This is a genomic window from Streptomyces sp. NPDC014006 (assembly GCF_043088925.1).
In the GTDB taxonomy this organism is placed as follows: Bacteria; Actinomycetota; Actinomycetes; order Streptomycetales; family Streptomycetaceae; genus Streptomyces.
Map to the genome: position 1 here is coordinate 21,493 of NZ_JBICAJ010000015.1, position 21,067 is coordinate 42,559.

18 protein-coding genes are annotated in these 21,067 nt (G+C 72.1%); 16 read left to right on the forward strand and 2 right to left on the reverse strand.

Annotated elements, in window-relative coordinates; genetic code table 11:
* Positions 1 to 285: 285 nt before the first annotated feature.
* The 15 genes from ACF1GV_RS36250 (at position 286) to der (ending at position 17,459) form a co-directional block, all read left to right on the forward strand.
* On the forward strand, positions 286 to 1,953 hold the full coding sequence (locus ACF1GV_RS36250) for a CTP synthase (protein WP_391689819.1): 1,668 nt from the start codon (positions 286 to 288) through the stop codon (positions 1,951 to 1,953).
* Positions 1,954 to 2,039: 86 nt separating this feature from the next.
* Positions 2,040 to 2,666: an NUDIX domain-containing protein gene (locus tag ACF1GV_RS36255; RefSeq protein WP_391689822.1), complete on the forward strand. Its 627-nt coding sequence runs from the start codon at positions 2,040 to 2,042 to the stop codon at positions 2,664 to 2,666.
* A gap of 272 nt (positions 2,667 to 2,938) precedes the next feature.
* Positions 2,939 to 4,993: a tetratricopeptide repeat protein gene (locus ACF1GV_RS36260; protein ID WP_391689825.1), complete on the forward strand. Its 2,055-nt coding sequence runs from the start codon at positions 2,939 to 2,941 to the stop codon at positions 4,991 to 4,993.
* Between the two features lie 145 nt (positions 4,994 to 5,138).
* Positions 5,139 to 6,254, forward strand: a complete 1,116-nt coding sequence (gene ald, locus ACF1GV_RS36265; RefSeq protein ID WP_391690140.1) for an alanine dehydrogenase — start codon at positions 5,139 to 5,141, stop codon at positions 6,252 to 6,254.
* Between the two features lie 424 nt (positions 6,255 to 6,678).
* Complete coding sequence (locus tag ACF1GV_RS36270; RefSeq protein ID WP_363266932.1) at positions 6,679 to 7,815, forward strand: ParA family protein; 1,137 nt, start codon at positions 6,679 to 6,681, stop codon at positions 7,813 to 7,815.
* Positions 7,800 to 8,393, forward strand: coding sequence for a hypothetical protein (locus ACF1GV_RS36275; protein WP_391689828.1), 594 nt, complete (start codon positions 7,800 to 7,802; stop codon positions 8,391 to 8,393). The genes ACF1GV_RS36270 and ACF1GV_RS36275 overlap by 16 nt, the downstream gene beginning before the upstream one ends.
* An 18-nt stretch (positions 8,394 to 8,411) precedes the next feature.
* Positions 8,412 to 9,851 (forward strand): segregation and condensation protein A, encoded by a 1,440-nt coding sequence (locus tag ACF1GV_RS36280; RefSeq protein ID WP_391689831.1) that lies wholly within the window; start codon positions 8,412 to 8,414, stop codon positions 9,849 to 9,851.
* Complete coding sequence (gene scpB, locus ACF1GV_RS36285) at positions 9,848 to 10,501, forward strand: SMC-Scp complex subunit ScpB (RefSeq protein ID WP_391689833.1); 654 nt, start codon at positions 9,848 to 9,850, stop codon at positions 10,499 to 10,501. Before ACF1GV_RS36280 ends, scpB begins: the two co-directional genes overlap by 4 nt.
* A complete protein-coding gene (locus ACF1GV_RS36290) occupies positions 10,501 to 11,619 on the forward strand; it encodes a pseudouridine synthase (protein WP_363266928.1) in 1,119 nt (372 codons plus the stop codon). The genes scpB and ACF1GV_RS36290 overlap by 1 nt, the downstream gene beginning before the upstream one ends.
* A 72-nt stretch (positions 11,620 to 11,691) precedes the next feature.
* Positions 11,692 to 12,699 (forward strand): ADP-ribosylglycohydrolase family protein, encoded by a 1,008-nt coding sequence (locus ACF1GV_RS36295; protein ID WP_391689836.1) that lies wholly within the window; start codon positions 11,692 to 11,694, stop codon positions 12,697 to 12,699.
* 322 nt (positions 12,700 to 13,021) lie between these two features.
* Positions 13,022 to 13,384, forward strand: a complete 363-nt coding sequence (aroH, locus tag ACF1GV_RS36300) for a chorismate mutase (protein ID WP_391689839.1) — start codon at positions 13,022 to 13,024, stop codon at positions 13,382 to 13,384.
* On the forward strand, positions 13,381 to 14,466 hold the full coding sequence (locus ACF1GV_RS36305) for a prephenate dehydrogenase (protein ID WP_391689842.1): 1,086 nt from the start codon (positions 13,381 to 13,383) through the stop codon (positions 14,464 to 14,466). Before aroH ends, ACF1GV_RS36305 begins: the two co-directional genes overlap by 4 nt.
* A gap of 99 nt (positions 14,467 to 14,565) precedes the next feature.
* A complete protein-coding gene (gene cmk, locus ACF1GV_RS36310) occupies positions 14,566 to 15,261 on the forward strand; it encodes a (d)CMP kinase (RefSeq protein WP_391689845.1) in 696 nt (231 codons plus the stop codon).
* Between the two features lie 53 nt (positions 15,262 to 15,314).
* Entirely contained in the window at positions 15,315 to 15,902 is a 588-nt protein-coding gene (locus tag ACF1GV_RS36315) for a lysophospholipid acyltransferase family protein (protein ID WP_391690143.1), read from the forward strand.
* A 78-nt stretch (positions 15,903 to 15,980) separates the two neighbouring features.
* Positions 15,981 to 17,459, forward strand: coding sequence for a ribosome biogenesis GTPase Der (gene der, locus ACF1GV_RS36320; RefSeq protein WP_363266923.1), 1,479 nt, complete (start codon positions 15,981 to 15,983; stop codon positions 17,457 to 17,459).
* Between the two features lie 99 nt (positions 17,460 to 17,558).
* Here the strand turns inward: der and ACF1GV_RS36325 are convergent, their stop codons facing one another.
* Positions 17,559 to 17,951: a hypothetical protein gene (locus tag ACF1GV_RS36325; protein WP_391689848.1), complete on the reverse strand. Its 393-nt coding sequence runs from the start codon at positions 17,949 to 17,951 to the stop codon at positions 17,559 to 17,561.
* Positions 17,952 to 18,985: 1,034 nt separating this feature from the next.
* Positions 18,986 to 19,780 (reverse strand): hypothetical protein, encoded by a 795-nt coding sequence (locus ACF1GV_RS36330; RefSeq protein ID WP_391689851.1) that lies wholly within the window; start codon positions 19,778 to 19,780, stop codon positions 18,986 to 18,988.
* Between the two features lie 513 nt (positions 19,781 to 20,293).
* Between ACF1GV_RS36330 and ACF1GV_RS36335 the strand changes: the two genes are divergently transcribed.
* Positions 20,294 to 20,980, forward strand: a complete 687-nt coding sequence (locus ACF1GV_RS36335; protein WP_391689854.1) for a transglycosylase family protein — start codon at positions 20,294 to 20,296, stop codon at positions 20,978 to 20,980.
* Positions 20,981 to 21,067 lie beyond the last annotated feature (87 nt).

Below are 21,067 nucleotides of genomic sequence, written 5' to 3' on the forward strand. Positions count from 1 at the left end.
CGAGCAGGATACGACGCACGTAGATGATCCGCGTGCCCCTCCGGGCAACAGCCATCCACCGAACGAGTGAGCATCGGGTGAGAAACCCGTAATCCATGCGTGCCGGGTGGCGGTGCGTGCGCGGAGCGTGGCCGGAAGCCATCGGCGCCGGTCGCTGATACCCTGGTAGCCCGTGGACCGGTGGGAGCAAAACCCCCGAACCGCAGCGACGGCACCCCCGGACTTCCGGAGCGGACAGCCGACCCGCAACCCCCAGACCGCGACCACGGGAGCCCCCCTTTGGCCATGCCGCCCGCTGCTTTTCGAAACAGCAAAGCCACGACGACCAAGCACATCTTCGTCACCGGGGGTGTCGCCTCCTCTCTCGGCAAGGGGCTGACCGCCTCCAGCCTCGGCATGCTGCTCAAGGCCCGGGGCCTGCGCGTCGTCATGCAGAAGCTCGACCCGTACCTGAACGTCGACCCGGGCACGATGAACCCCTTCCAGCACGGTGAGGTGTTCGTCACCAACGACGGCGCAGAGACCGACCTGGACATCGGACACTACGAGCGCTTCCTCGACCGTGACCTGGACGGCTCCGCCAATGTCACTACAGGCCAGGTCTACTCCACGGTGATCGCCAAGGAGCGCCGTGGCGAGTACCTCGGCGACACCGTGCAGGTCATCCCGCACATCACCAACGAGATCAAGCACCGCATCCGGCGCATGGCCACCGACGAGGTGGACGTCGTGATCACCGAGGTCGGCGGCACCGTCGGCGACATCGAGTCGCTGCCGTTCCTGGAGACGGTCCGCCAGGTCCGTCACGAGGTCGGCCGCGACAACGTCTTCGTCGTGCACATCTCGCTCCTGCCGTACATCGGCCCCTCCGGCGAGCTGAAGACCAAGCCGACCCAGCACTCGGTGGCCGCGCTGCGCAACATCGGTATCCAGCCCGATGCCATTGTCCTGCGCTGCGACCGCGAGGTGCCCACCGCGATCAAGCGGAAGATCTCGCTGATGTGCGACGTCGACGAGGCCGCCGTGGTGGCCTGCCCCGACGCCCGCTCGATCTACGACATCCCGAAGACCGTGCACGGCGAGGGCCTGGACGCCTATGTCGTGCGCAAGCTCGACCTGCCCTTCCGGGACGTCGACTGGACGACCTGGGACGACCTGCTGGACCGCGTCCACAACCCCGACCACGAGATCACCCTCGCCCTGGTCGGCAAGTACATCGACCTGCCCGACGCCTATCTGTCGGTCACCGAGGCGCTGCGCGCCGGCGGCTTCGCCAACCGCGCCCGCGTCAAGATCAAGTGGGTCACCTCCGACGACTGCAAGACGCCGGCCGGCGCCAAGGCGCAGCTGTCGGACGTCGACGGCATCTGCATCCCCGGCGGCTTCGGCGACCGCGGTGTGCTCGGCAAGGTCGGTGCGATCAAGTACGCCCGCGAGAACAAGATCCCGCTGCTCGGTCTGTGCCTGGGCCTGCAGTGCATCGTGATCGAGGCCGCCCGCAACCTCGCTGACATCCCGGACGCCAACTCCACCGAGTTCGACCCGGCCACCGGCCACCCGGTCATCTCCACCATGGCCGAGCAGATGGACATCGTCGCCGGTGAGGGCGACATGGGCGGCACGATGCGACTCGGCATGTACCCGGCGAAGCTGGCCGAGGACTCGATCGTGCGCGAGGTCTACGACGGCAAGGAGTACGTCGAGGAGCGGCACCGCCACCGCTACGAGGTGAACAACGCCTACCGCGCGGAGCTGGAGAAGAAGGCGGGCATCCTGTTCTCCGGCACCTCCCCGGACGGCAAGCTCGTCGAGTACGTCGAGTACCCGCGCGAGACGCACCCCTACCTGGTGGCCACCCAGGCCCACCCGGAGCTGCGCTCGCGTCCGACGCGCCCGCACCCGCTGTTCGCCGGTCTCGTGAAGGCCGCGGTCGAGCGGAAGAATTCGAAGTAACACACCAGCTTGTACGGTGGCCGGGGTGCATACCTTTCAGTAGGAAGCACCCCGGCTTTCGTATGCGCACGTGGGGAAGGAACGGCATGACGATCAAGGACACGCCCGAGGAGTGGGAGATCCGGGCGACGCGGACCCCGTTCACCGGGGCCAAGACCTCCGTCAGGACGGACGACGTGGTCATGCCCGACGGCTCCGTGGCCACGCGCGACTACCAGGTACACCCCGGCTCGGTCGCCGTCCTCGCCCTCGACGAGGACGACCGGGTCCTGCTGATCAACCAGTACCGCCACCCGGTGCGGCACAAGCTGTGGGAGATCCCGGCCGGCCTGCTCGACGTGCCCGGCGAGAACCCGCTGCACGCCGCCCAGCGCGAGCTGTACGAGGAGGCGCACGTCAAGGCCGAGGACTGGCGGGTGCTGACCGACCTGTACACCACGCCCGGCGGCTGTGACGAGGCCGTACGGATCTTCCTCGCGCGCAATCTGTCCGAGGCGGAGGGGGAGCGGTTCGCGGCGGAGCACGAGGAGACCGACATGCAGCACGCGCGGGTGCCCGTCGATGAGCTGGTGCGGGGGATTCTCGCCGGGGAGCTTCACAACACGTGTCTGGTGACGGGGGTGCTGTCTCTCGTTGCCGCGCGGCAGGGGGACGGGGTGGAGGCGTTGCGGCCGGCGGTGGCGCCTTGGCCTGCGCGGCCGTTCGAGGCGTAGCGCTGCGGGGACTTCGCCCGTGCTGGTGGCCGCGCGTTCGCTGTGGCTGGTCGCGCCCACGCGGCGATAGCCGCACATCGGCACAGCCCCGCGCCCCTCACCGGTACTGCCCAGCCGCTGGTCTGAAGATCGGTTGATCCGATCAGGGGACTCTCGCCCCTGTACCGCCGTGCTCCGCACGGGTTCGTCGCAGAGCGTGAACTAGGCTCTGGAGACGCCCGATCGATTGGTCCCGTCGGGCACTGGCGTGCGGTGGAACGGGAGCGTGGCCCGTGACGGAACAGGCGGTGGACGAGGACGGCGTGCGGCTGTCGGCGGAGAGTGTGTTCCTGGGCCGCACACGGGAGTTGAAGGAACTCCGCGCCGACATCGAGCGCGCGGGGCTGGACACGCTCAGCGGGAGGAAGGCCCCCCGCGCGCGGGTGCTGCTCATCGCCGGACGCCCCGGCTCCGGCCGTACCGCCCTCGCCGAGGAACTGGTCCGGCAGGTCGCGGACCGTTACGAGCACGGGGTGCTGCGCGCCCGGCTCAGCGAGGCGGACGGCACGCCCGTCCCCGTGGAGCGTGCCGCCCGTGAGCTGCTCGCCGCGCTGGAGCGGCCCGTTCCGCCGGGGGCCGGCGAGGACGAGCTGACCGAGGCGCTGCGCGACGCCCTCGCCGACCGGCGGACGCTGCTCCTGCTGGACGACGCGGCCGGCGCCGAGCAGGTCGACGCCCTCCTCCCCGACAACCCCGGCTGCCTGGTCGTCGCCGTCTCCGCGCGTCCCCTGACCGGCATCGCCGATGTGCGGCCCTGCACGCTGGGCGGGCTGGACACCAAGTCCGCCGTCGAACTGCTGTCCCGCCGGATCGGCTCCGTGCGGGTCACCGTCGACCCGAGGGCCGCCGAAGGCCTGGTCGAGGTGTGTCAGGGCGGGCCCGCCGCGCTGACGCTGGCCGCCGGCTGGCTCACGGCCCACCCGAAGGCGGCCGTCGCCGACCTCGCCAAGCAGCTGCGCGCCGACGGCGACGACACCACCGCGCTGGCCCGGGTCTTCAAGCTCGCCTACACCGCGCTGCCCGCCCCGGCCGCCCGGATACTGCGTCTGCTCTCCCTCGCCCCCGCCGGGCACGTCGACCCGCACACGGCGTCCGCGCTGGCCGGCTGCTCGGTGAGCGGCGCCCGCACCGCCCTGGACGACTTCGTCCGCTTCGGCCTGTTGCGGGCCGTGGACTCGCCGCTGCCGGAGTACGAGATCCCCGGTGCTCTGCACCCCCTGCTCAAGGCCCTCACCGAGACCCAGGACCGCCCCGCCGAGCTGCAGCTCGCCCGCGCCCGCATGCTGGAGCGGACGGTACGGCTGCTGCAGTCCTGCCGGGCGATCACCGAGACGGACAGCCCGCAGGCACGGGAGAAGCTGCTCGGCATGCCGCGCGCCCTGCGCTTCTCCAGCCCCGCGGCGGCCGAGGAGTGGCTGCGGGTGCGCCGCCCCGCGCTGCTGGGCGCCGCCCGCCTCGCGGTCGCCGACGGGGAGCTGGACACCCTCGCCCGGCGGCTGCTGTCCCAGCTGGTGCGGGCGATGGTCGCGCATGTCGGCACCCAGGCCGCCGCGCCCGACCTGTACGGCGTGCACCGCCTGGTCCTCGACGTGGCCGACCGGCGCGACCTGCCCCGGGAGAAGGCCGCCGCCCTGCTGAACCTGGCCGACCTGGACGCCCAGACCGGCCGGACGAACGAGGCGCTACTGCGGTATCGCGCAGCTTTGGATGCCGGACGCAAAGCAAATGACCCGTACGCGACCTCTCGCGCAATGGAATCCGTAGGTGGGGCGCATCTGGAGCTGGGGGACTACGAGCGGGCCGCCGACTGGTTCGGCCGGGCGCTCACCCAGCGCCTGGCCCGCGCCGAGCGCGCCGACGCCGCCCGGCTGTACGGCCGTATCGCCACCGCGCAGACCTACGCGGGCCGCTACGGCGAGGCGCTGCGCAGCTGGCGGGCTGCCGCCGCCGGCTACCGGCGGTGCGGTGATGTGACCGCGCATGCACGGGCGTTGAGCGAGCTGGCGCGGGTGCAGGAGTACGCCGGACGGCCGGCGGAGTCGCTGCGAACCTGCCAGGAGGCGGTGGAGTGGGCGCGCCGGGCCGAGGACACCCGGCTGCAGGCGGCGCTGCACCTGCGGATCGCCGACACCCTGGACCGCCTCGCCGATCCGGTGGCCGCCGGCATCCACCGCGGGACGGCCGAGCGGATGCTCGCGGAGCAGGGGGCAGGGAGCCCTGAGGGGCTCGACCAGCGGGAATGCGCCGCCAATGCCTGCGAAATCCGTAGTGCATCCGCTGAAGATTGATGCAATGAAAGGCTAGACAGCTGGAACACCTTCATTAGACTGGCTCTGCCGCACGTTCTCCTGCGGTGTCTCCCGGTGTGCCCCCGCATGCCTGGGTATGTCTAGTAATGCCCCTGTTTCCCCTGAGCCAAGGACCGTGATCGACGTGAAGGTCGGCATCCCCCGCGAGGTCAAGAACAACGAGTTCCGGGTGGCCATCACCCCCGCCGGCGTGCACGAGCTGGTGCGCAATGGCCACCAGGTGGTCATCGAGCGCAACGCCGGCGTCGGCTCGTCGATCACGGACGACGAGTACGTCGCCGCCGGTGCGCAGATCCTGGAGACGGCCGACGAGGTCTGGGCCTCCGCCGACCTGCTGCTGAAGGTCAAGGAGCCCATCGCGGAGGAGTACCACCGCCTTCGCAAGGACCAGATCCTCTTCACCTACCTGCACCTGGCCGCCTCCAAGGAGTGCACGGACGCGCTCATCGAGTCCGGCACCACGGCCATCGCCTACGAGACCGTCGAGCTGCCGAACCGCGCCCTGCCGCTGCTCGCCCCGATGTCCGAGGTCGCGGGCCGGCTGGCCCCGCAGGTCGGCGCCTACCACCTGATGCGCGCGGCCGGCGGCCGAGGCGTGCTGCCCGGCGGCGTCCCCGGCGTGACCCCGGCCAAGGCCGTCGTCATCGGCGGTGGCGTCTCCGGCTGGAACGCCACCCAGGTCGCCGTCGGCATGGGCTTCGACGTGACCCTGCTCGACCGCGACATCAACAAGCTGCGCGAGGCCGACAAGATCTTCGGCACGAAGGTCAAGGCGATCATGTCCAACGCCTTCGAGCTGGAGAAGGCCGTCCTGGACGCCGACCTCGTCATCGGCGCCGTGCTCATCCCGGGCGCCAAGGCACCCAAGCTCGTCACCAACGAGCTGGTGGCCCGCATGAAGCCCGGAAGTGTTCTTGTCGACATCGCGATCGACCAGGGCGGCTGCTTCGAGGACTCGCACCCGACCACGCACGCCGAGCCGACCTTCAAGGTCCACAACTCGGTCTTCTACTGCGTCGCCAACATGCCCGGCGCGGTGCCGAACACCTCCACCAACGCCCTCACCAACGCGACGCTGCCGTACATCGTCTCGCTCGCGAACAACGGCTGGGTGGAGGCGCTGCGCCGTGACGCCGCGCTGGCCAAGGGCCTCAACACTCATGACGGCAAGGTCGTTTACAAGGAGGTCGCCGAGGCCCACGGCCTGGAGCACGTGGAGCTCTCCACCCTCCTGGGCTGACCCTCCGGCCGACCGGCTCGCCGCCGTACTTCCAAGTCATCCGCGGGAATAAGGCGATACGTCAACACAGGTCGTCAACACCACGCATCCGGCCGGACCTTGCCCGACAAGGTCCGGCCGGATGTGTGTATGGTCACTTTGCGACTCTCGGTCAACTCGCCTCGAACGTAACCCTTCGACCGATTCGCACACCGGTGAAACCTGCGGTGCGACGGCCGTACGCCCTTGACAGCGCGATGTTTCATTGCCGACACATCGGGCCGGGTCCGGCGGATTGTGTTGCTGCGGACGCCCGACACGCCATAGAGTCGCCAACCGTCGGCATGGTGCCACGCTGACCTTGTCTAGAAGTTTCCTGGTCACCAAGGAGGTAAGACGACTTGTGAATGAGTCGACATTTTCTCCCGGGGGTGGTCGACCAGGAATGCCTGCGCGGGGCCAGGACCCCACGGGGCTCGAGGCTGTCGGCTCCGTCGCTGTCCGAACCTTCGCAGCCCACCAGAGCCAGAACAGCCCCCATACGGCTCTGTCAGCACACCAGAGCATGGACGGTCATCACGTGAACGCCATGGCCGGCGACGGAAGTGGCGCGCCCCACAACCACTTCGCCGACTACGACGAACTGCCCGAAGGGCACTTCTACGATCCCGACGCCGAGTATGAGCCGGACCCCGAGTACGCGGCCACCCTCGCGCCCGACGCCGCGCGTCAGCGCCGCGAGCGCGTCGGCCCGACCGGGCGCCCGCTGCCGTACTTCCCGATCCCGGGCCCGCTGACCGACCACGGTCCCGCGAAGATCATCGCGATGTGCAACCAGAAGGGCGGCGTCGGCAAGACGACGTCGACCATCAACCTGGGTGCCGCGCTCGCGGAGTACGGCAGGCGCGTGCTGCTCGTGGACTTCGACCCGCAGGGCGCGCTGTCGGTGGGTCTCGGCGTCAACCCCATGGAACTCGACCTGACGGTCTACAACCTGCTCATGGAGCGGGGGATGTCCGCGGACGAGGTCCTGCTGAAGACGGCGGTCCCCAACATGGACCTGCTGCCCAGCAACATCGACCTGTCGGCCGCCGAGGTGCAGCTGGTGAGCGAGGTCGCGCGCGAGTCCACGCTGCAGCGCGCGCTGAAGCCGCTGCTACCGGACTACGACTTCGTCGTCATCGACTGCCAGCCCTCGCTCGGCCTGCTCACCGTGAACGCGCTCACCGCGGCGCACAAGGTGATCGTGCCGCTCGAGTGCGAGTTCTTCGCGCTGCGCGGCGTCGCGCTGCTGACCGAGACCATCGAGAAGGTCCAGGAGCGGCTCAACCCCGACCTGGAGCTCGACGGCATCCTCGCCACGATGTACGACTCGCGCACGGTCCACAGCCGCGAGGTGCTGGCCCGTGTGGTCGAGGCGTTCGACGACCACGTCTACCACACGGTCATCGGGCGCACGGTCCGCTTCCCGGAGACCACGGTCGCCGGTGAGCCGATCACCACCTACGCCTCCAACTCCGTCGGCGCCGCCGCCTACCGTCAGCTCGCCAGGGAGGTGCTCGCCCGGTGTCACGCCGAGTGAGTCTGCCGGGGGCCGACGAACTCTTCCGTACGACAGGGGGGATGGCGCTGCAGCCGTCCACTCCCCGGCGACCGGGCGGCGAGGCCCGGGTGCCCGCTCCCGCGGGGGAGAGTGACGCCGTCGCGGCCGCCGCGCCCGACGACGCGCCGCACTCCGTGCCCGCGCAGGGCGGGGACGGCCAGGGCGTGGAGCACGTCGCGGCCGACGCCGAGGCGGGCGAGGAGTCCCGCAGCCGGGCCTCGACGGCGCCGGAACGCGCCGCGCGCCGCAGGGCGGTACAGCAGGAAGGTTCTGCCAACGGTGCCGGTGCGGTGGACGACGAGGCCGCGCAGCCGCGCCGGCGCGGGCGCGCCGCACGGCGGCCCAGCGGGCGCGAGCGGCACGACGAGAAGATCACGGTCTATGTCTCCGCCGAGGAGCTGATGGACCTCGAGCACGCCCGTCTGGTGCTGCGCGGCGAGCACGGCCTGGCGGTGGACCGCGGGCGCATCGTCCGCGAGGCGGTCGCCGTCGTCCTCGCCGACCTGGAGTCCCGCGGGGACGCGAGCATCCTCGTACGCCGCCTGCGCGGACGCTAGCGGTACCCTGCGGGGGTCATGACCTCGAACGACCCCGCCACCCCCAACGGCCCGGCCGGCCGCCGACGCCCACTGGGCCGGGGGCCGGTGGCTGCGCCGGATGAGCGGGAGCAGCCGGGCGAGCTGGAGCAGCCGGGCGAGCGGAGGGTGCATGGCGAGCCGTCACCGTCCGAGGCGCCGCAACGGCCGGACTCGGGTCCGCCGCAGGAGCGGGAGCTTCTGCCCGAGCCGGTGTACCGGGGCGACTCCGCGGCGCGGGACGATGCGGCGGCGCCGTCGGCGACGGACGCGCCTGCCGGACCCGGGGCACCGCAACCGCCCCACCCGCGCGGCGGTGATGAGGGCGGGGCCGGTGCGGGGGCGCCCGTCGGTGCGCTCGACGCCGCGGAGCCCGGCGGTGGGCTGACGGACTTCGGCGCGACCGAGGCATCCCCGAAGACCCGGGCGGGCCTGTCGGGTGCCGTGGTCACAGCCGACGCAAGCGTGTCCGGCGCCGGGGGAGCCCCGGTCAGGACGGCGGATGTCGCGGACGCGGGCGCCGTCGGTGTTCCCGGCCCCGCGATCGCCGCCCCCGGCGGGCAGTCCGCATCCGGCGCCGACGCAAGCGCGCCCGATGCCGGGGTCGGCGTTCCCGACGGCGACGGCGTCTTCAAGGTTCGGCTGGACAACTTCGAGGGGCCTTTCGATCTGCTGTTGCAGCTCATCTCGCGGCACAAGCTCGACGTCACCGAGGTCGCGCTGTCCAAGGTGACCGATGAGTTCATGGCGCACATCCGGGCCATGGGGGCCGACTGGGACCTGGACCAGACGACCGAGTTCCTCGTCGTCGCCGCCACCCTGCTCGACCTGAAGGCCGCCCGGCTGCTGCCCGCCGCCGAGGTCGAGGACGAGGGCGACCTCGCCCTGCTGGAGGCCCGCGACCTGCTGTTCGCGCGGCTGTTGCAGTACCGGGCGTACAAGCAGATCGCCGACATCTTCAACGCCCGGATCGAGGACGAGGCCCGCCGCTACCCCCGTACCGTCGGACTGGAGCCGCACCACGCCGAGCTGCTGCCCGAGGTCGTCATCAGCATCGGCCCGGAGGGCTTCGCCCGGCTCGCCGTGAAGGCGATGCAGCCGAGGGCCAAGCCGCAGGTGTACGTCGATCACATCCACGCGCCCCTGGTCAGCGTGCAGGAGCAGGCACAGCTCGTCGTGGCGCGGCTGAAGGAGCTGGGCGAGGCCAGTTTCCGTACGCTCGTCGCGGACACCGAGGACACCCTCACCGTCGTGGCCCGCTTCCTCGCCCTGCTGGAGCTGTACCGCGAGAAGGCGGTCGCCCTGGAGCAGGAGGCCGCCCTCGGCGAGCTGACCGTGCGCTGGACCGGTGGGGACGGGGACGCGGCGCCGACCGTCACGGACGAGTTCGACCGGCCGCCGGAGAAGGCCGAGGAGGCCCGGGAGGAGAAGAAGGCGTGAGCGAGGACATCAGCGAGGCCCCTGCCGGCCTGCGGGCCGTGGCCGGGCTCGACCTCAAACCGGCCCTCGAGGCCGTCCTCATGGTCGTCGACGAACCCGCGACCGAGGAGCACCTGGCGAAGATCCTGGAGCGGCCCGAGCGGCAGATCGCCGACGCGCTGCGCGAGCTCGCCGACGAGTACACCGTGCAGGGGCGCGGTTTCGAGCTGCGGTACGTCGCCGGCGGCTGGCGTTTCTACACCCGTCCCGCCTACGCGCCCGCCGTCGAGCGCCTCGTTCTCGACGGCCAGACGGCCCGGCTCACCCAGGCCGCCCTGGAGACCCTCGCCGTCGTCGCCTACCGCCAGCCGGTCAGCCGCAGCCGGGTCTCCGCCGTCCGCGGAGTCAACTGCGACGGCGTGATGCGCACCCTCCTGCAGCGCGGTCTGGTCGAGGAGGCGGGCACGGAACCCGAAACAGGTGCGATCCTGTACAGGACGACGAACTACTTCCTGGAGCGGATGGGCCTGCGCGGCCTGGACGAGCTCCCGGAACTCGCGCCCTTCCTCCCGGAGGCGGAGGCGATCGAGGCCGAGACGCAGGAAGGGGTTCCGTCATTCGATCCGGACGCTCCGGATTCCGACGACGCAGACGACAAGACGGAACATTGATGCGAAGCAGTAGCGGCAGGAACAGCAGCGGAAACAACGGCGGGAGCCGTGGTGGCAACAGCGGCGGCCGCGGCGGGAGCAGCGGGGGCCGCGGGAACCACCGCGGCGCCGGCAACAACCGCGACGACAAGCAGGGAGGCCGTCCGAAGAAGCCGCGCCCGGAGGAGCGGCGCTACGACGTCGGCCCCGGCGCCACGCAGGACGGTCCGAAGTCGGGCCGGGGCCCCTCGGCCCGCGGCGGTGCCAAGGGCAGCCCCAAGCAGGGGCAGCGCCCCGGCGGCCGTACGGCCCCCTCGCGCTCCCGTGAGTACGAGACCCGTACCGAGGAGCGCAACCGGGAGCGTTACGCCGGCAAGAAGGACATCAAGCTGCCGAAGACCTTCCCGGGCGCCGAGCAGGAGGGCGAGCGGCTGCAGAAGGTGCTCGCACGTGCCGGCTACGGCTCTCGGCGGGCCTGCGAGGAGCTGATCGAGCAGGCGCGGGTCGAGGTCAACGGCGAGATCGTGCTGGAGCAGGGCAAGCGCGTCGACCCGGAGAAGGACGAGGTCAAGGTCGACGGCCTGACCGTCGCGACCCAGTCGTACCAGTTCTTCGCGCTGAACAAGCCGGCCGGTGTCGTCTCCACCATGGAGGACCCCGAGGGCCGCCAGTGCCTCGGCGACTACGTCACCAACCGGGAGACCCGTCTCTTCCACGTCGGCCGCCTCGACACCGAGACGGAGGGCGTCATCCTGCTCACCAACCACGGCGAGCTGGCGCACCGGCTGACCCACCCGAAGTACGGCGTGAAGAAGACCTACCTCGCGCACATCGTCGGCCCGATCCCGCGCGACCTGGGCAAGCGGCTCAAGGACGGCATCCAGCTGGAGGACGGCTACGCCCGCGCCGACCACTTCCGGGTCGTGGAGCAGACCGGCAAGAACTACCTGGTCGAGGTCACGCTGCACGAGGGCCGCAAGCACATCGTGCGCCGCATGCTGGCCGAGGCCGGCTTCCCGGTGGACAAGCTGGTCCGGGTCGCCTTCGGCCCCATCACCTTGGGCGACCAGAAGTCGGGCTGGCTGCGCCGCCTGTCGAACACCGAGGTCGGCATGCTGATGAAGGAAGTCGACCTGTAAACCGACCCTCTCGGCGCCTTGCGGTGATCGCCATCCCCCTTTATTGTCACGATGACGATAAAGGGGGATCGCATGTCCAAGCGCGCCGCGACCGGAGCACTCATCGGCCTCGCCCTCGGGGACGCCCTCGGCTACCCGACCGAGTTCAAGACCGTGCCGTTGATCCTCTCGATGTTCGGACCCTGGCGGGAGCTGGAGCTGCCGCGGCGGGCGCTCGTCACCGACGACACCCAGATGACCCTCGCCCTCGGGCGCGGACTGCGCACCGCCATGGACCGCGGCCACCTCGCGCCCAAGCGGCTGGAGCGGCCCGTGCGCGAGGAGTTCGTCGACTGGTACCAGTCGCCGGACAACAACCGCGCCCCCGGCAACACCTGCCTGCGCGCCTGCAGCCTGCTCAAGGAGGAGGGCCGCGTCTGGCAGGACGCCGGCCAGATCCACTCCAAGGGCTGCGGCGCCAACATGCGCGTCGCGCCGATCGGGCTCGCGCCCGGGCTGACCGACGCCCAGCGCTCCGGGGCCGCCCAGCTCCAGGCCGGCCTCACCCACGGCCACCCGACGGCGCTCGCCGCCTCCGACCTCACCGCGCACGCCGTGCACCTGCTCGCGCAGGGGGCCGACCCCACCGCGCTGGTCGGGCTGCTGCGGTCGTACGCCCTCGACCACCGCACCTCCTACGACCACACCTGGCTCGGCGACCTGTGGACCCGCAGCCAGGACTCTTCCCCCGAGCACTTCATCGCGCGCGGCTGGGACGAGTGCCTGGAGATCCTGGCGCGGCTCCAGGACGCCGCGCGGACCGTGTCCCCCGAGACCGACCCGTGTCTGGCCACGGGGGAGGGCTGGATCGCCGAGGAGGCGCTGGCGACCGGGCTGCTGTGCTTCCTGCTCTTCCCCGACGAGCCGCTGACCGCCCTGCGCCGCGCCGCCTGCACCGCCGGCGACTCCGACTCCATCGCCTGCTTGACCGGCGCCTTCGCGGGGGCGTACCTGGGCGCCGACGCCTGGCCGGCCGCATGGGCGGACCGCATCGAGTACCGCAGCGAGCTGCTGGCCCTCGGCGCGCTCTGGGACGCCTGACGGGGCGGCGCGCGACGGCTGCGCGGGGCGGGTGCGCCTTCGGGGTACCCGGGCGTCGAGGGAGCCCCCGGGAGGTCGGGGTCGCGCCGGGGCAGGCCGCCGGCGACCTCGCCCAGGCGCTCCCGCCCGCGGTCGACGGTCTCACTCCTTACGGCGAGGTGCCGCCGGCCGGGGCCCTGGATGCGCAGATCCGTCGGCAGACCCCTGAGGCGGCCCGGCGAACGGCCCGCGCGTCTCAGCCCACGGGCGCCGCACGCTCACGGGCCCCGGTCTGACTAGGCTGGACCGACAGCACCAGAGCCGATACGCAAGGAGCAGCGCCGTGGCGGTACGAGCGGTCAGGGGGGCCGTCCAGTTGGAGCGCGACGAGGCCGGGCACATGGACGAGCAGGTCGCGGCGCTGCTCACCGCCATCCTGGAACGGAACGGCCTGAGCACGGACGACCTGATCAGCATCTGGTTCACGGCCACCCCCGACCTGCACAGCGACTTCCCGGCGGCCGCCGCCCGCAAGCTCGGCATCGTCGACGTGCCGCTGATCTGCGCGCAGGAGCTCGACATCGAGGGCGCGATGCCCCGCGTGGTGCGCGTCCTCGCGCACATCGAGTCGGACAAGCCGCGCGCCGACATCAACCACGTCTACCTCGGCGCCGCCGCTACCCTGCGCAAGGACATCGCCCAGTGAGGACCGCACTCGTCATCGGCACGGGCCTGATCGGCACCTCCGCCGCCCTCGCCCTCGCCCAGCGCGGCGTCACCGTCCACCTCGTCGACCACGACCCGGAGCAGGCCCGCACCGCCGCCGCGCTCGGCGCCGGCACCGACGAGCCGCCCACCGGCCCGGTCGACCTGGCGATCGTCGCCGCCCCGCCCGCCCACGTGGCCACCGTGCTGGCCGACGCCATGGGCCGGGGCGTGGCCCGCGGCTACATCGACGTGGCCAGCGTCAAGGGCGGGCCGCGCCGGGAGCTGGAGGCGCTCGGCCTGGACCTCGCCTCCTACATCGGCACCCACCCGATGTCCGGCCGGGAGAAGTCCGGCCCGCTCGCCGCCTCCGGCGACCTCTTCGAGGGCCGCCCCTGGGTGCTCACCCCCAGCCGGGACACCGACACCGAGGTGCTGAACCTCGCCCTGGAGCTGGTCTCGCACTGCCGCGCGGTGCCGGTCGTCATGGACGCCGACGCCCACGACCGGGCCGTAGCGCTGGTCTCCCACATGCCCCACCTGGTCTCCAGCATGGTCGCCGCCCGCCTGGAGCACGCCGAGGAGACGGCGGTACGGCTGTGCGGGCAGGGCATCCGGGACGTGACCCGGATCGCCGCCTCCGACCCGCGCATGTGGATCGACATCCTCTCCGCGAACCCCGGACCGGTCGCCGACCTGCTCTCCGACGTCGCCTCCGACCTGGAGGAGACCGTCCAGGCGCTGCGGGCCCTGCAGTCCAGCGACGACGACAAGCGCCGCGAAGGCACCGCCGGCATCGAGGACGTGCTGCGCCGCGGCAACGCGGGCCAGGTCCGCGTCCCCGGCAAGCACGGCAGCGCGCCGCGCGTCTACGAGACCGTCGTCGTCCTCATCGACGACCAGCCCGGGCAGCTGGCCCGCATCTTCGCCGACGCGGGACGGGCCGGGGTCAACATCGAGGACGTGCGGATCGAGCACGCGACCGGACAGCAGGCCGGCCTGGTCCAGCTCATGGTCGAGCCCAAGGCGGCGCCGGTGCTCACGGCCGCGCTGCGCGAGCGGGGCTGGGCCATCCGGCAGTAAGAGGCGCGCCGCGGAGCCAGTAACCTTGTGCGGGGCGTCCCTCTAGGGCCGTGCGCCCCGCACCCCGCTCACCGCCTCGCACCAGGAAGGTGTCCCCCCGTGGAAAACGGCGCCGCCCAGACTGTGCCGCCTGTGATCGTCGCCATCGACGGTCCCTCCGGCACGGGCAAGTCGAGCACGTCGAAGGCCGTGGCCGCGCAGCTCGGCCTGAGCTACCTGGACACCGGCGCCCAGTACCGGGCGATCACCTGGTGGATGGTGACCAACGGCGTCGACGTCGACGACCCCGCCGCGATCGCCGCCGCCGCGGGCAAGCCGCAGATCGTCTCCGGCACCGACCCGGAGAAGCCGACGATCACCGTCGACGGCTTCGACGTGTCTGCTCCGATCCGCACCCAGGAGGTCACCTCCCAGGTCAGCGCGGTCAGCGCGGTGCCCGAGGTGCGCGCCCGGATCACCGAGCTGCAGCGCTCCATAGCGATCGGCGCGGAGAACGGCATCGTCGTCGAGGGCCGTGACATCGGTACGACCGTGCTGCCGGACGCCGACCTGAAGATCTTCCTCACCGCCTCCCCGGAGGCCCGCGCCGCCCGGCGCAGCGGTGAGCTGAAGGGCGCCGACGTGCACTCGACCCGTGAGGCGCTGCTCAAGCGGGACGCGGCCGACTCCAGCCGCAAGACCTCGCCGCTGGCCAAGGCCGGCGACGCCGTCGAGGTGGACACCACCGAGCTCACGCTGGCCCAGGTCATCGAGTGTGTGGTCACCCTCGTCGAGGAGAAGCGGGCGGGGAAGTGACCGTAGCGTCCGAGCGCGGCGCGGACGTCGGGCGGCGCATCGGCGTCGGCCTGATGTACGGCCTGTTCAAGCCACGTGTGCTGGGTGCCTGGCGGATGCCGGCGCGCGGCCCGGTGATCCTTGCCGTCAACCACGCGCACAACGTCGACGGCCCGATGGTCATGGGTGTGGCGCCCCGGCCCGTGCACTTCCTGATCAAGAAGGAAGCGTTCATCGGGCCGCTCGACCCCTTCCTGACCGGCATCGGCCAGCTCAAGGTCGACCGCTCCACGGCCGACCGCACCGCGATCACCCAGGCGCTGGACGTCCTCACGGCCGGCGGCGTCCTCGGGATCTTCCCGGAGGGCACCCGCGGCGAGGGCGACTTCGCCTCCCTGCGCGCCGGACTCGCCTACTTCGCAGTGCGCTCCGGGGCGCCGATCGTGCCGGTGGCGGTGCTGGGAAGTTCCGAGCGGCGCGGGCGGTTGATAAAGGCGCTGCCGCCGCTGCGCTCGCGCATCGACGTCGTCTTCGGCGACCCGTTCGACGCGGGCGACGGCAGTGGACGCCGTACGCGCAGGGCACTCGACGAGGCCACCGAGCGCATCCAGAAGCAGCTCACCGAGCACCTGGAAAACGCCAGGCGGCTGACCGGCCGCTAGGCGACACTGAGTAGTGGATCAGCCTCCTCGCGGGCCGCTCCACCGATCACCACGAATGAACGACGAGGTACGGACTTCATGAACGACCACATCCAGCCCGACGGCTCGGACGCACACGAGCACGATCACGGGGCTCTCGGCGACGCCGAGTACGCGGAGTTCATGGAGCTCGCCGCGGAAGAGGGCTTCGACGTCACGGACGTCGAGGGCGCGATCGAGGAGGCCGGGCACGGCCCGCTGCCGGTCCTCGCCGTCGTCGGCCGCCCCAATGTCGGCAAGTCGACCCTGGTGAACCGGATCATCGGCCGCCGTGAGGCCGTCGTCGAGGACAAGCCCGGCGTCACCCGCGACCGCGTCACCTACGAGGCCGAGTGGGCGGGCCGCCGCTTCAAGGTCGTCGACACCGGCGGCTGGGAGCAGGACGTCCTGGGCATCGACGCCTCCGTCGCCGCGCAGGCCGAGTACGCCATCGAGGCCGCCGACGCCGTCGTCTTCGTCGTCGACGCCAAGGTCGGCGCCACCGACACCGACGAGGCGGTCGTACGGCTGCTGCGCAAGGCCGGCAAGCCGGTCGTGCTGTGCGCCAACAAGGTCGACGGGCAGAGCGGTGAGGCCGACGCGGCCTACCTGTGGAGCCTCGGTCTCGGCGAGCCGCACCCCGTCTCCGCGCTGCACGGCCGTGGCACCGGCGACATGCTGGACGCCGTCCTGGAGGCGCTGCCCGAGGCGCCCGAGCAGTCCTTCGGCACCGGCGTCGGCGGCCCCCGCCGGATCGCGCTCATCGGCCGTCCGAACGTCGGCAAGTCCTCCCTGCTGAACAAGGTGGCCGGCGAGGAGCGCGTCGTCGTCAACGAGCAGGCGGGCACCACGCGTGACCCGGTCGACGAGCTGATCGAACTCGGCGGCACGACCTGGAAGTTCGTCGACACCGCCGGCATCCGCAAGCGGGTCCACCTCCAGCAGGGCGCCGACTACTACGCCTCACTGCGCACGGCCGCCGCCGTGGAGAAGGCCGAGGTCGCGGTCGTCCTGATCGACGCCTCCGAGAACATCTCCGTGCAGGACCAGCGGATCGTCACCATGGCGGTCGAGGCGGGCCGCGCGCTCGTCCTCGCCTTCAACAAGTGGGACACCCTCGACGAGGAGCGCCGCTACTACCTGGAGCGGGAGATCGAGACCGAGCTGGGCCAGGTGGCGTGGGCGCCGCGCGTCAACGTCTCGGCCCGCACCGGCCGGCACATGGAGAAGCTGGTGCCGGCGATCGAGACCGCCCTCGCCGGCTGGGAGACCCGCGTCCCGACCGGCCGGCTGAACGCCTTCCTCGGCGAGCTGGTCGCCGCCCACCCGCACCCGATCCGGGGCGGCAAGCAGCCGCGCATCCTGTTCGGCACCCAGGCCGGCACGAAGCCGCCGCGGTTCGTGCTCTTCGCCTCCGGCTTCATCGAGGCGGGCTACCGGCGCTTCATCGAGCGCCGGCTGCGCGAGGAATTCGGGTTCGAGGGCACGCCGATCCACATCTCCGTGCGCGTGCGAGAGAAGCGCGGCAAGAAGAAGTAGTCCGGGTACGCCGGAGGGCGGCGCCCCGAGCCCGTCACGGGCTCGGGGCGCCGCCCTCCTTCGTCATACGGCCGTCAGCCGCCCGGTTTCGGCGGGCCGTCAGCTGTCGCCGGTCCGGCCGGGCGGCAGCGCCGCCGGGGCGAACCGAGCGGTCCCGCCCGCCGGCCCCACCGGACCGACCCGCTGCCACGCCGACTGCCGGCCCACGCGGGCGCTCTGCGCTCCCGCGCTGTAGGCGCTGTACGAGCTGGAGAACGATCCCGGCCGGGGGACGACCGGGCCGCTGTGCCGCATGCTCCCGAAGGCGGTGAACCCCAGCTCCTCCTCGCCACTGCGGTCACCCGGCAGTGAGCGGAAGGACTTGACGTACTCGGCGTAGAGCGCGTCGTAGATCGGCGTGGCCGATGGGCCATGGTGCGAGTCCTGCCCCACCCGCGGCGGAGGCGGAACCGAGGAGAAGCTCTGGCGGCGGGGAACGTCGTAATTGTGCACGTAAGTCCCAACGACACGGCACGTCATGAGATGCGGCCACCCGTGCCTCCGGCGGCGACCGGGCTCCGGCTCCGGCCCGGCGATGGCCCTGGGCCTCAGTGCCTTGAGCGGCCGGCCCCCCTCCTTGGCCCGGCTCCGGACCCGGGCCTTGGCCCGGCGTGACCCAACAACCCGGAGTGGGCCGCAGCCCCGGTCTGCGGCCTCCGGCCCGGCTACGGGGCCCTGCCCTGGCCTTGGGCCTCGGGCCCAACTCCGGCTATGGGGCTCGGGTCTCCGCCGCCCCCCGGCCTCGGGGCGAGTCAGGACCGACTGCAGGCCCGGCCCGACGAAGGCCGGCAGGGGTCGGCTGTGGGCGCAGTCTCGGCGTTGTCGCCGCGGGCGCAGTCAGGGACGAGGTCGACCGGTCCGGCGGTGGGCCTGGTCCGGCCGAGGCCGCGGGCGTCGGCTGCCGGCCTTTGCCCGGCCCGGCGTCGGCAGGCGTCGGCTCGGGTGCCGTACGAGCCGGTGCCGGCCTCGGGTTCGGCTCTGGCTTGCGTCAAGCGGTGCCGACAGCAAGCCCAGTTCGGGGCGGGGCAGCCTGTGTCGGACCCGGTCGGGGTCGGCTGGCCCGGGGCGGTGGGCCGGGAAGGGGGCCGGGGCCGGGGTGGCGGCCGCGGGCTCTGGCCGGGCCCCGGCCCGCGGGTGTCTGATGCCGCCCTGGTTCGGTCGGTGGCCGGGGCCCCGCTGGTGTCGGCAGGCCCCGGCTGTTGGCTCTGTCCGAGCGGGACGGACCCGGATTCAGCCTGGTCCGCTCTGGGGGCCGACCGGTCCCCGGCCGCGCGTCTCGTCCGGGCCTGGGCCGGCGTTGGTGGCAGGCGTGCGTGTCGAGGGTGGATGCGGGCGTGCCCGGACAGCCGTCAACCGGTGCCGACTGTTCCCGACAGGCGGCCTCGGCTTGGTCGAGTCGGGGGCTCAGGTCCCGGCCGGGGGCAGGCAGTGCCGTCGATCGGTGTCGACCGGCCCGGCAGGGGGGCAGGTCCGGTCGAGTCGGGGGCTCAGGTCCCGGCCAGGGGCAGTGTCGCCGCGACCAGGTGGCCGTTTGCCGCTGTCTTGTCCAGCGCGTCGCGCAGGAGGTCCTCGCGGGGCTGGCGGCCGATGGAGCCCACGGGGGCCGCGAACATCAGTACCTGCTGGTGCTTGTTGGCGGCCGCTCGCCAGCCCTCGGTGACCTGCAGCGGCTGGTGCGCCTGCCACCAGGCCACCGGCTGGCCGCCGTCCGCGCCGGGCTGGAGCACCGCGTGCAGCTGCCCCATCGCCAGCAGCGCGGACCAGCCGTGCAGCACCGGCGGTACGGCGGACAGCTCGGGCAGCGGCACGAAGCCGTGCTCGATCAGCAGCGGCAGGAAGTCGTCGCCGGTACCGGTGGAACCGGGGCGCACGATCGGTCCGGTCGGCTCCACGACCAGCGCCGCGTGCAACTCCCCGGTGATCAGGACCAGTCCGCTGGTCACGCCGAGCACGGCCTGCTCCGGCACCGACTTCACCGGCTCACCCACGGCACCCTGGCCGCCGGCGACGCCGCCGATGGAGCGGACCGCGCCCTGCAGCTGCTCCTCGGTGACCTGGACGACCTGCGAGGGCAGGCAGCCGGCGTGGGCGAAGGCGAGTACGGCGGTCTCGTCGCCGATGAACAGCACGGTGCTGGTGCGCTCGTGCTCGGGGTCGCCCGGGGTGCGGCAGGAGGTGCAGTCGTAACTGCCGGGGGCGTTGTCCCCGGCGAGCAGCCGGTCGGCTTCTTCGTCGCCGATCTCGGCGCGAACCTCGTCGCTGACGTCGAGCATGCGCGGCACGGGGGGCTCCCTCGGGATGCGGTGCGTTGGCGGCGCCGGGCGGTTCCCGGCTCATGAAGAGCACAACGGACGATCTGTGGTGGGGGTCACGCACGCGCGGGAACGGAATCCCCTCATCCGACGCGTACGGTCAACTCCGCGCCGGAACCGGTCACGCAGCGTCAAGTGTTCGAGTCGTCAAGGACGTTGGCGCCGTGAAGTGGCTCACAGGGGGGCGTGAGTCGTGGTTGATATGTCATGGAATTCCAGGATGTAGTGGGTGTCCGAAAATCGTTGATACCCCGGGTAACCGCCAACTGGCCTGGAATGACAGCGAATTGGTTGATGCCGGGCCCTCCGGCTCCCTACATTCCTCCGCCGTGTGCAACGAGCACCGCTCGAGTACGTCCACCGGTCCGCGCCGAGTCGCGGAGCACCACCCCCGGTGGACGGGGCGGAGCGCGACCCCCGCGCCGATGTGCGAGGGGTGGCGGTCCGCCTTGGGGGACCTCGAGTCGTTCGAGAGGGATCTACATGTCCGAATGTGCCGATAACAGCCGCACCACCGACCGCAAGACCCTGACCAAGGGGCAGGCCCGCACGACGGCGGTCCTCGCCGGGGCGGCGCTTCTCGCCCCCCTCGGCCTGCTCGCCTCGGCCGGCGGCGCCGCGGCGGCGGACGGCGGAGTGTGGGACCGCATCGCCCAGTGCGAGAGCGGCGGCAACTGGCACATCAACACCGGCAACGGCTACTACGGCGGGCTGCAGTTCTCCGCGAGCACCTGGCGCGCCTACGGCGGCACCGCCTACGCGCCGACCGCCGACCAGGCCTCCCGGTCCGCGCAGATCTCGGTGGCCACGAAGGTCCAGCGCGCCCAGGGCTGGGGCGCCTGGCCGGTCTGCTCGGGCCACGCCGGGGCGTACGGCGACGCGCCCGCGGCGAACCCCGTCTCGGCGAAGTCGAGGTCGAAGTCCAAGCCGCAGCGGACCGAGTCCGCCGCGTCGAAGCCGGCGAAGGCGCCGGCCCGTTCCGGCGGCCACGCCGACCGCGGAACCGCGCGCGGCGGTGACTACACCGTGCGCCAGGGCGACACGCTCAGCGCCATCGCGGCGCACAACGGGACGAGCTGGCAGCGGATCTACGCCGCGAACAAGAGCGTCATCGGCGGCGACCCCGACCTGATCGAGCCGGGCATGCGACTCGCGCTCCGGCACCTCTGAGCCACACCTCGGGGGGGGGGCCCCCGCCCCCCCGGCGCCGGTGCGTTGCCGGGGTGAGACTGCCTCAGCGGCCGAGGCCGCCGTCGG

Bases quoted from the DNA above. Each gene is read 5' to 3' on its own strand.
- ACF1GV_RS36335 (WP_391689854.1), top strand. From the start codon at position 20,294: ATGTCCGAATGTGCCGATAACAGCCGCACCACCGACCGCAAGACCCTG.
- ACF1GV_RS36295 (WP_391689836.1), top strand. From the start codon at position 11,692: ATGTCCAAGCGCGCCGCGACCGGAGCACTCATCGGCCTCGCCCTCGGG.
- ACF1GV_RS36290 (WP_363266928.1), top strand. From the start codon at position 10,501: ATGCGAAGCAGTAGCGGCAGGAACAGCAGCGGAAACAACGGCGGGAGC.
- ACF1GV_RS36280 (WP_391689831.1), top strand. From the start codon at position 8,412: ATGACCTCGAACGACCCCGCCACCCCCAACGGCCCGGCCGGCCGCCGA.
- ACF1GV_RS36250 (WP_391689819.1), top strand. From the start codon at position 286: ATGCCGCCCGCTGCTTTTCGAAACAGCAAAGCCACGACGACCAAGCAC.
- ACF1GV_RS36315 (WP_391690143.1), top strand. From the start codon at position 15,315: ATGTACGGCCTGTTCAAGCCACGTGTGCTGGGTGCCTGGCGGATGCCG.
- ACF1GV_RS36270 (WP_363266932.1), top strand. From the start codon at position 6,679: ATGCCTGCGCGGGGCCAGGACCCCACGGGGCTCGAGGCTGTCGGCTCC.
- der (WP_363266923.1), top strand. From the start codon at position 15,981: ATGAACGACCACATCCAGCCCGACGGCTCGGACGCACACGAGCACGAT.
- ACF1GV_RS36255 (WP_391689822.1), top strand. From the start codon at position 2,040: ATGACGATCAAGGACACGCCCGAGGAGTGGGAGATCCGGGCGACGCGG.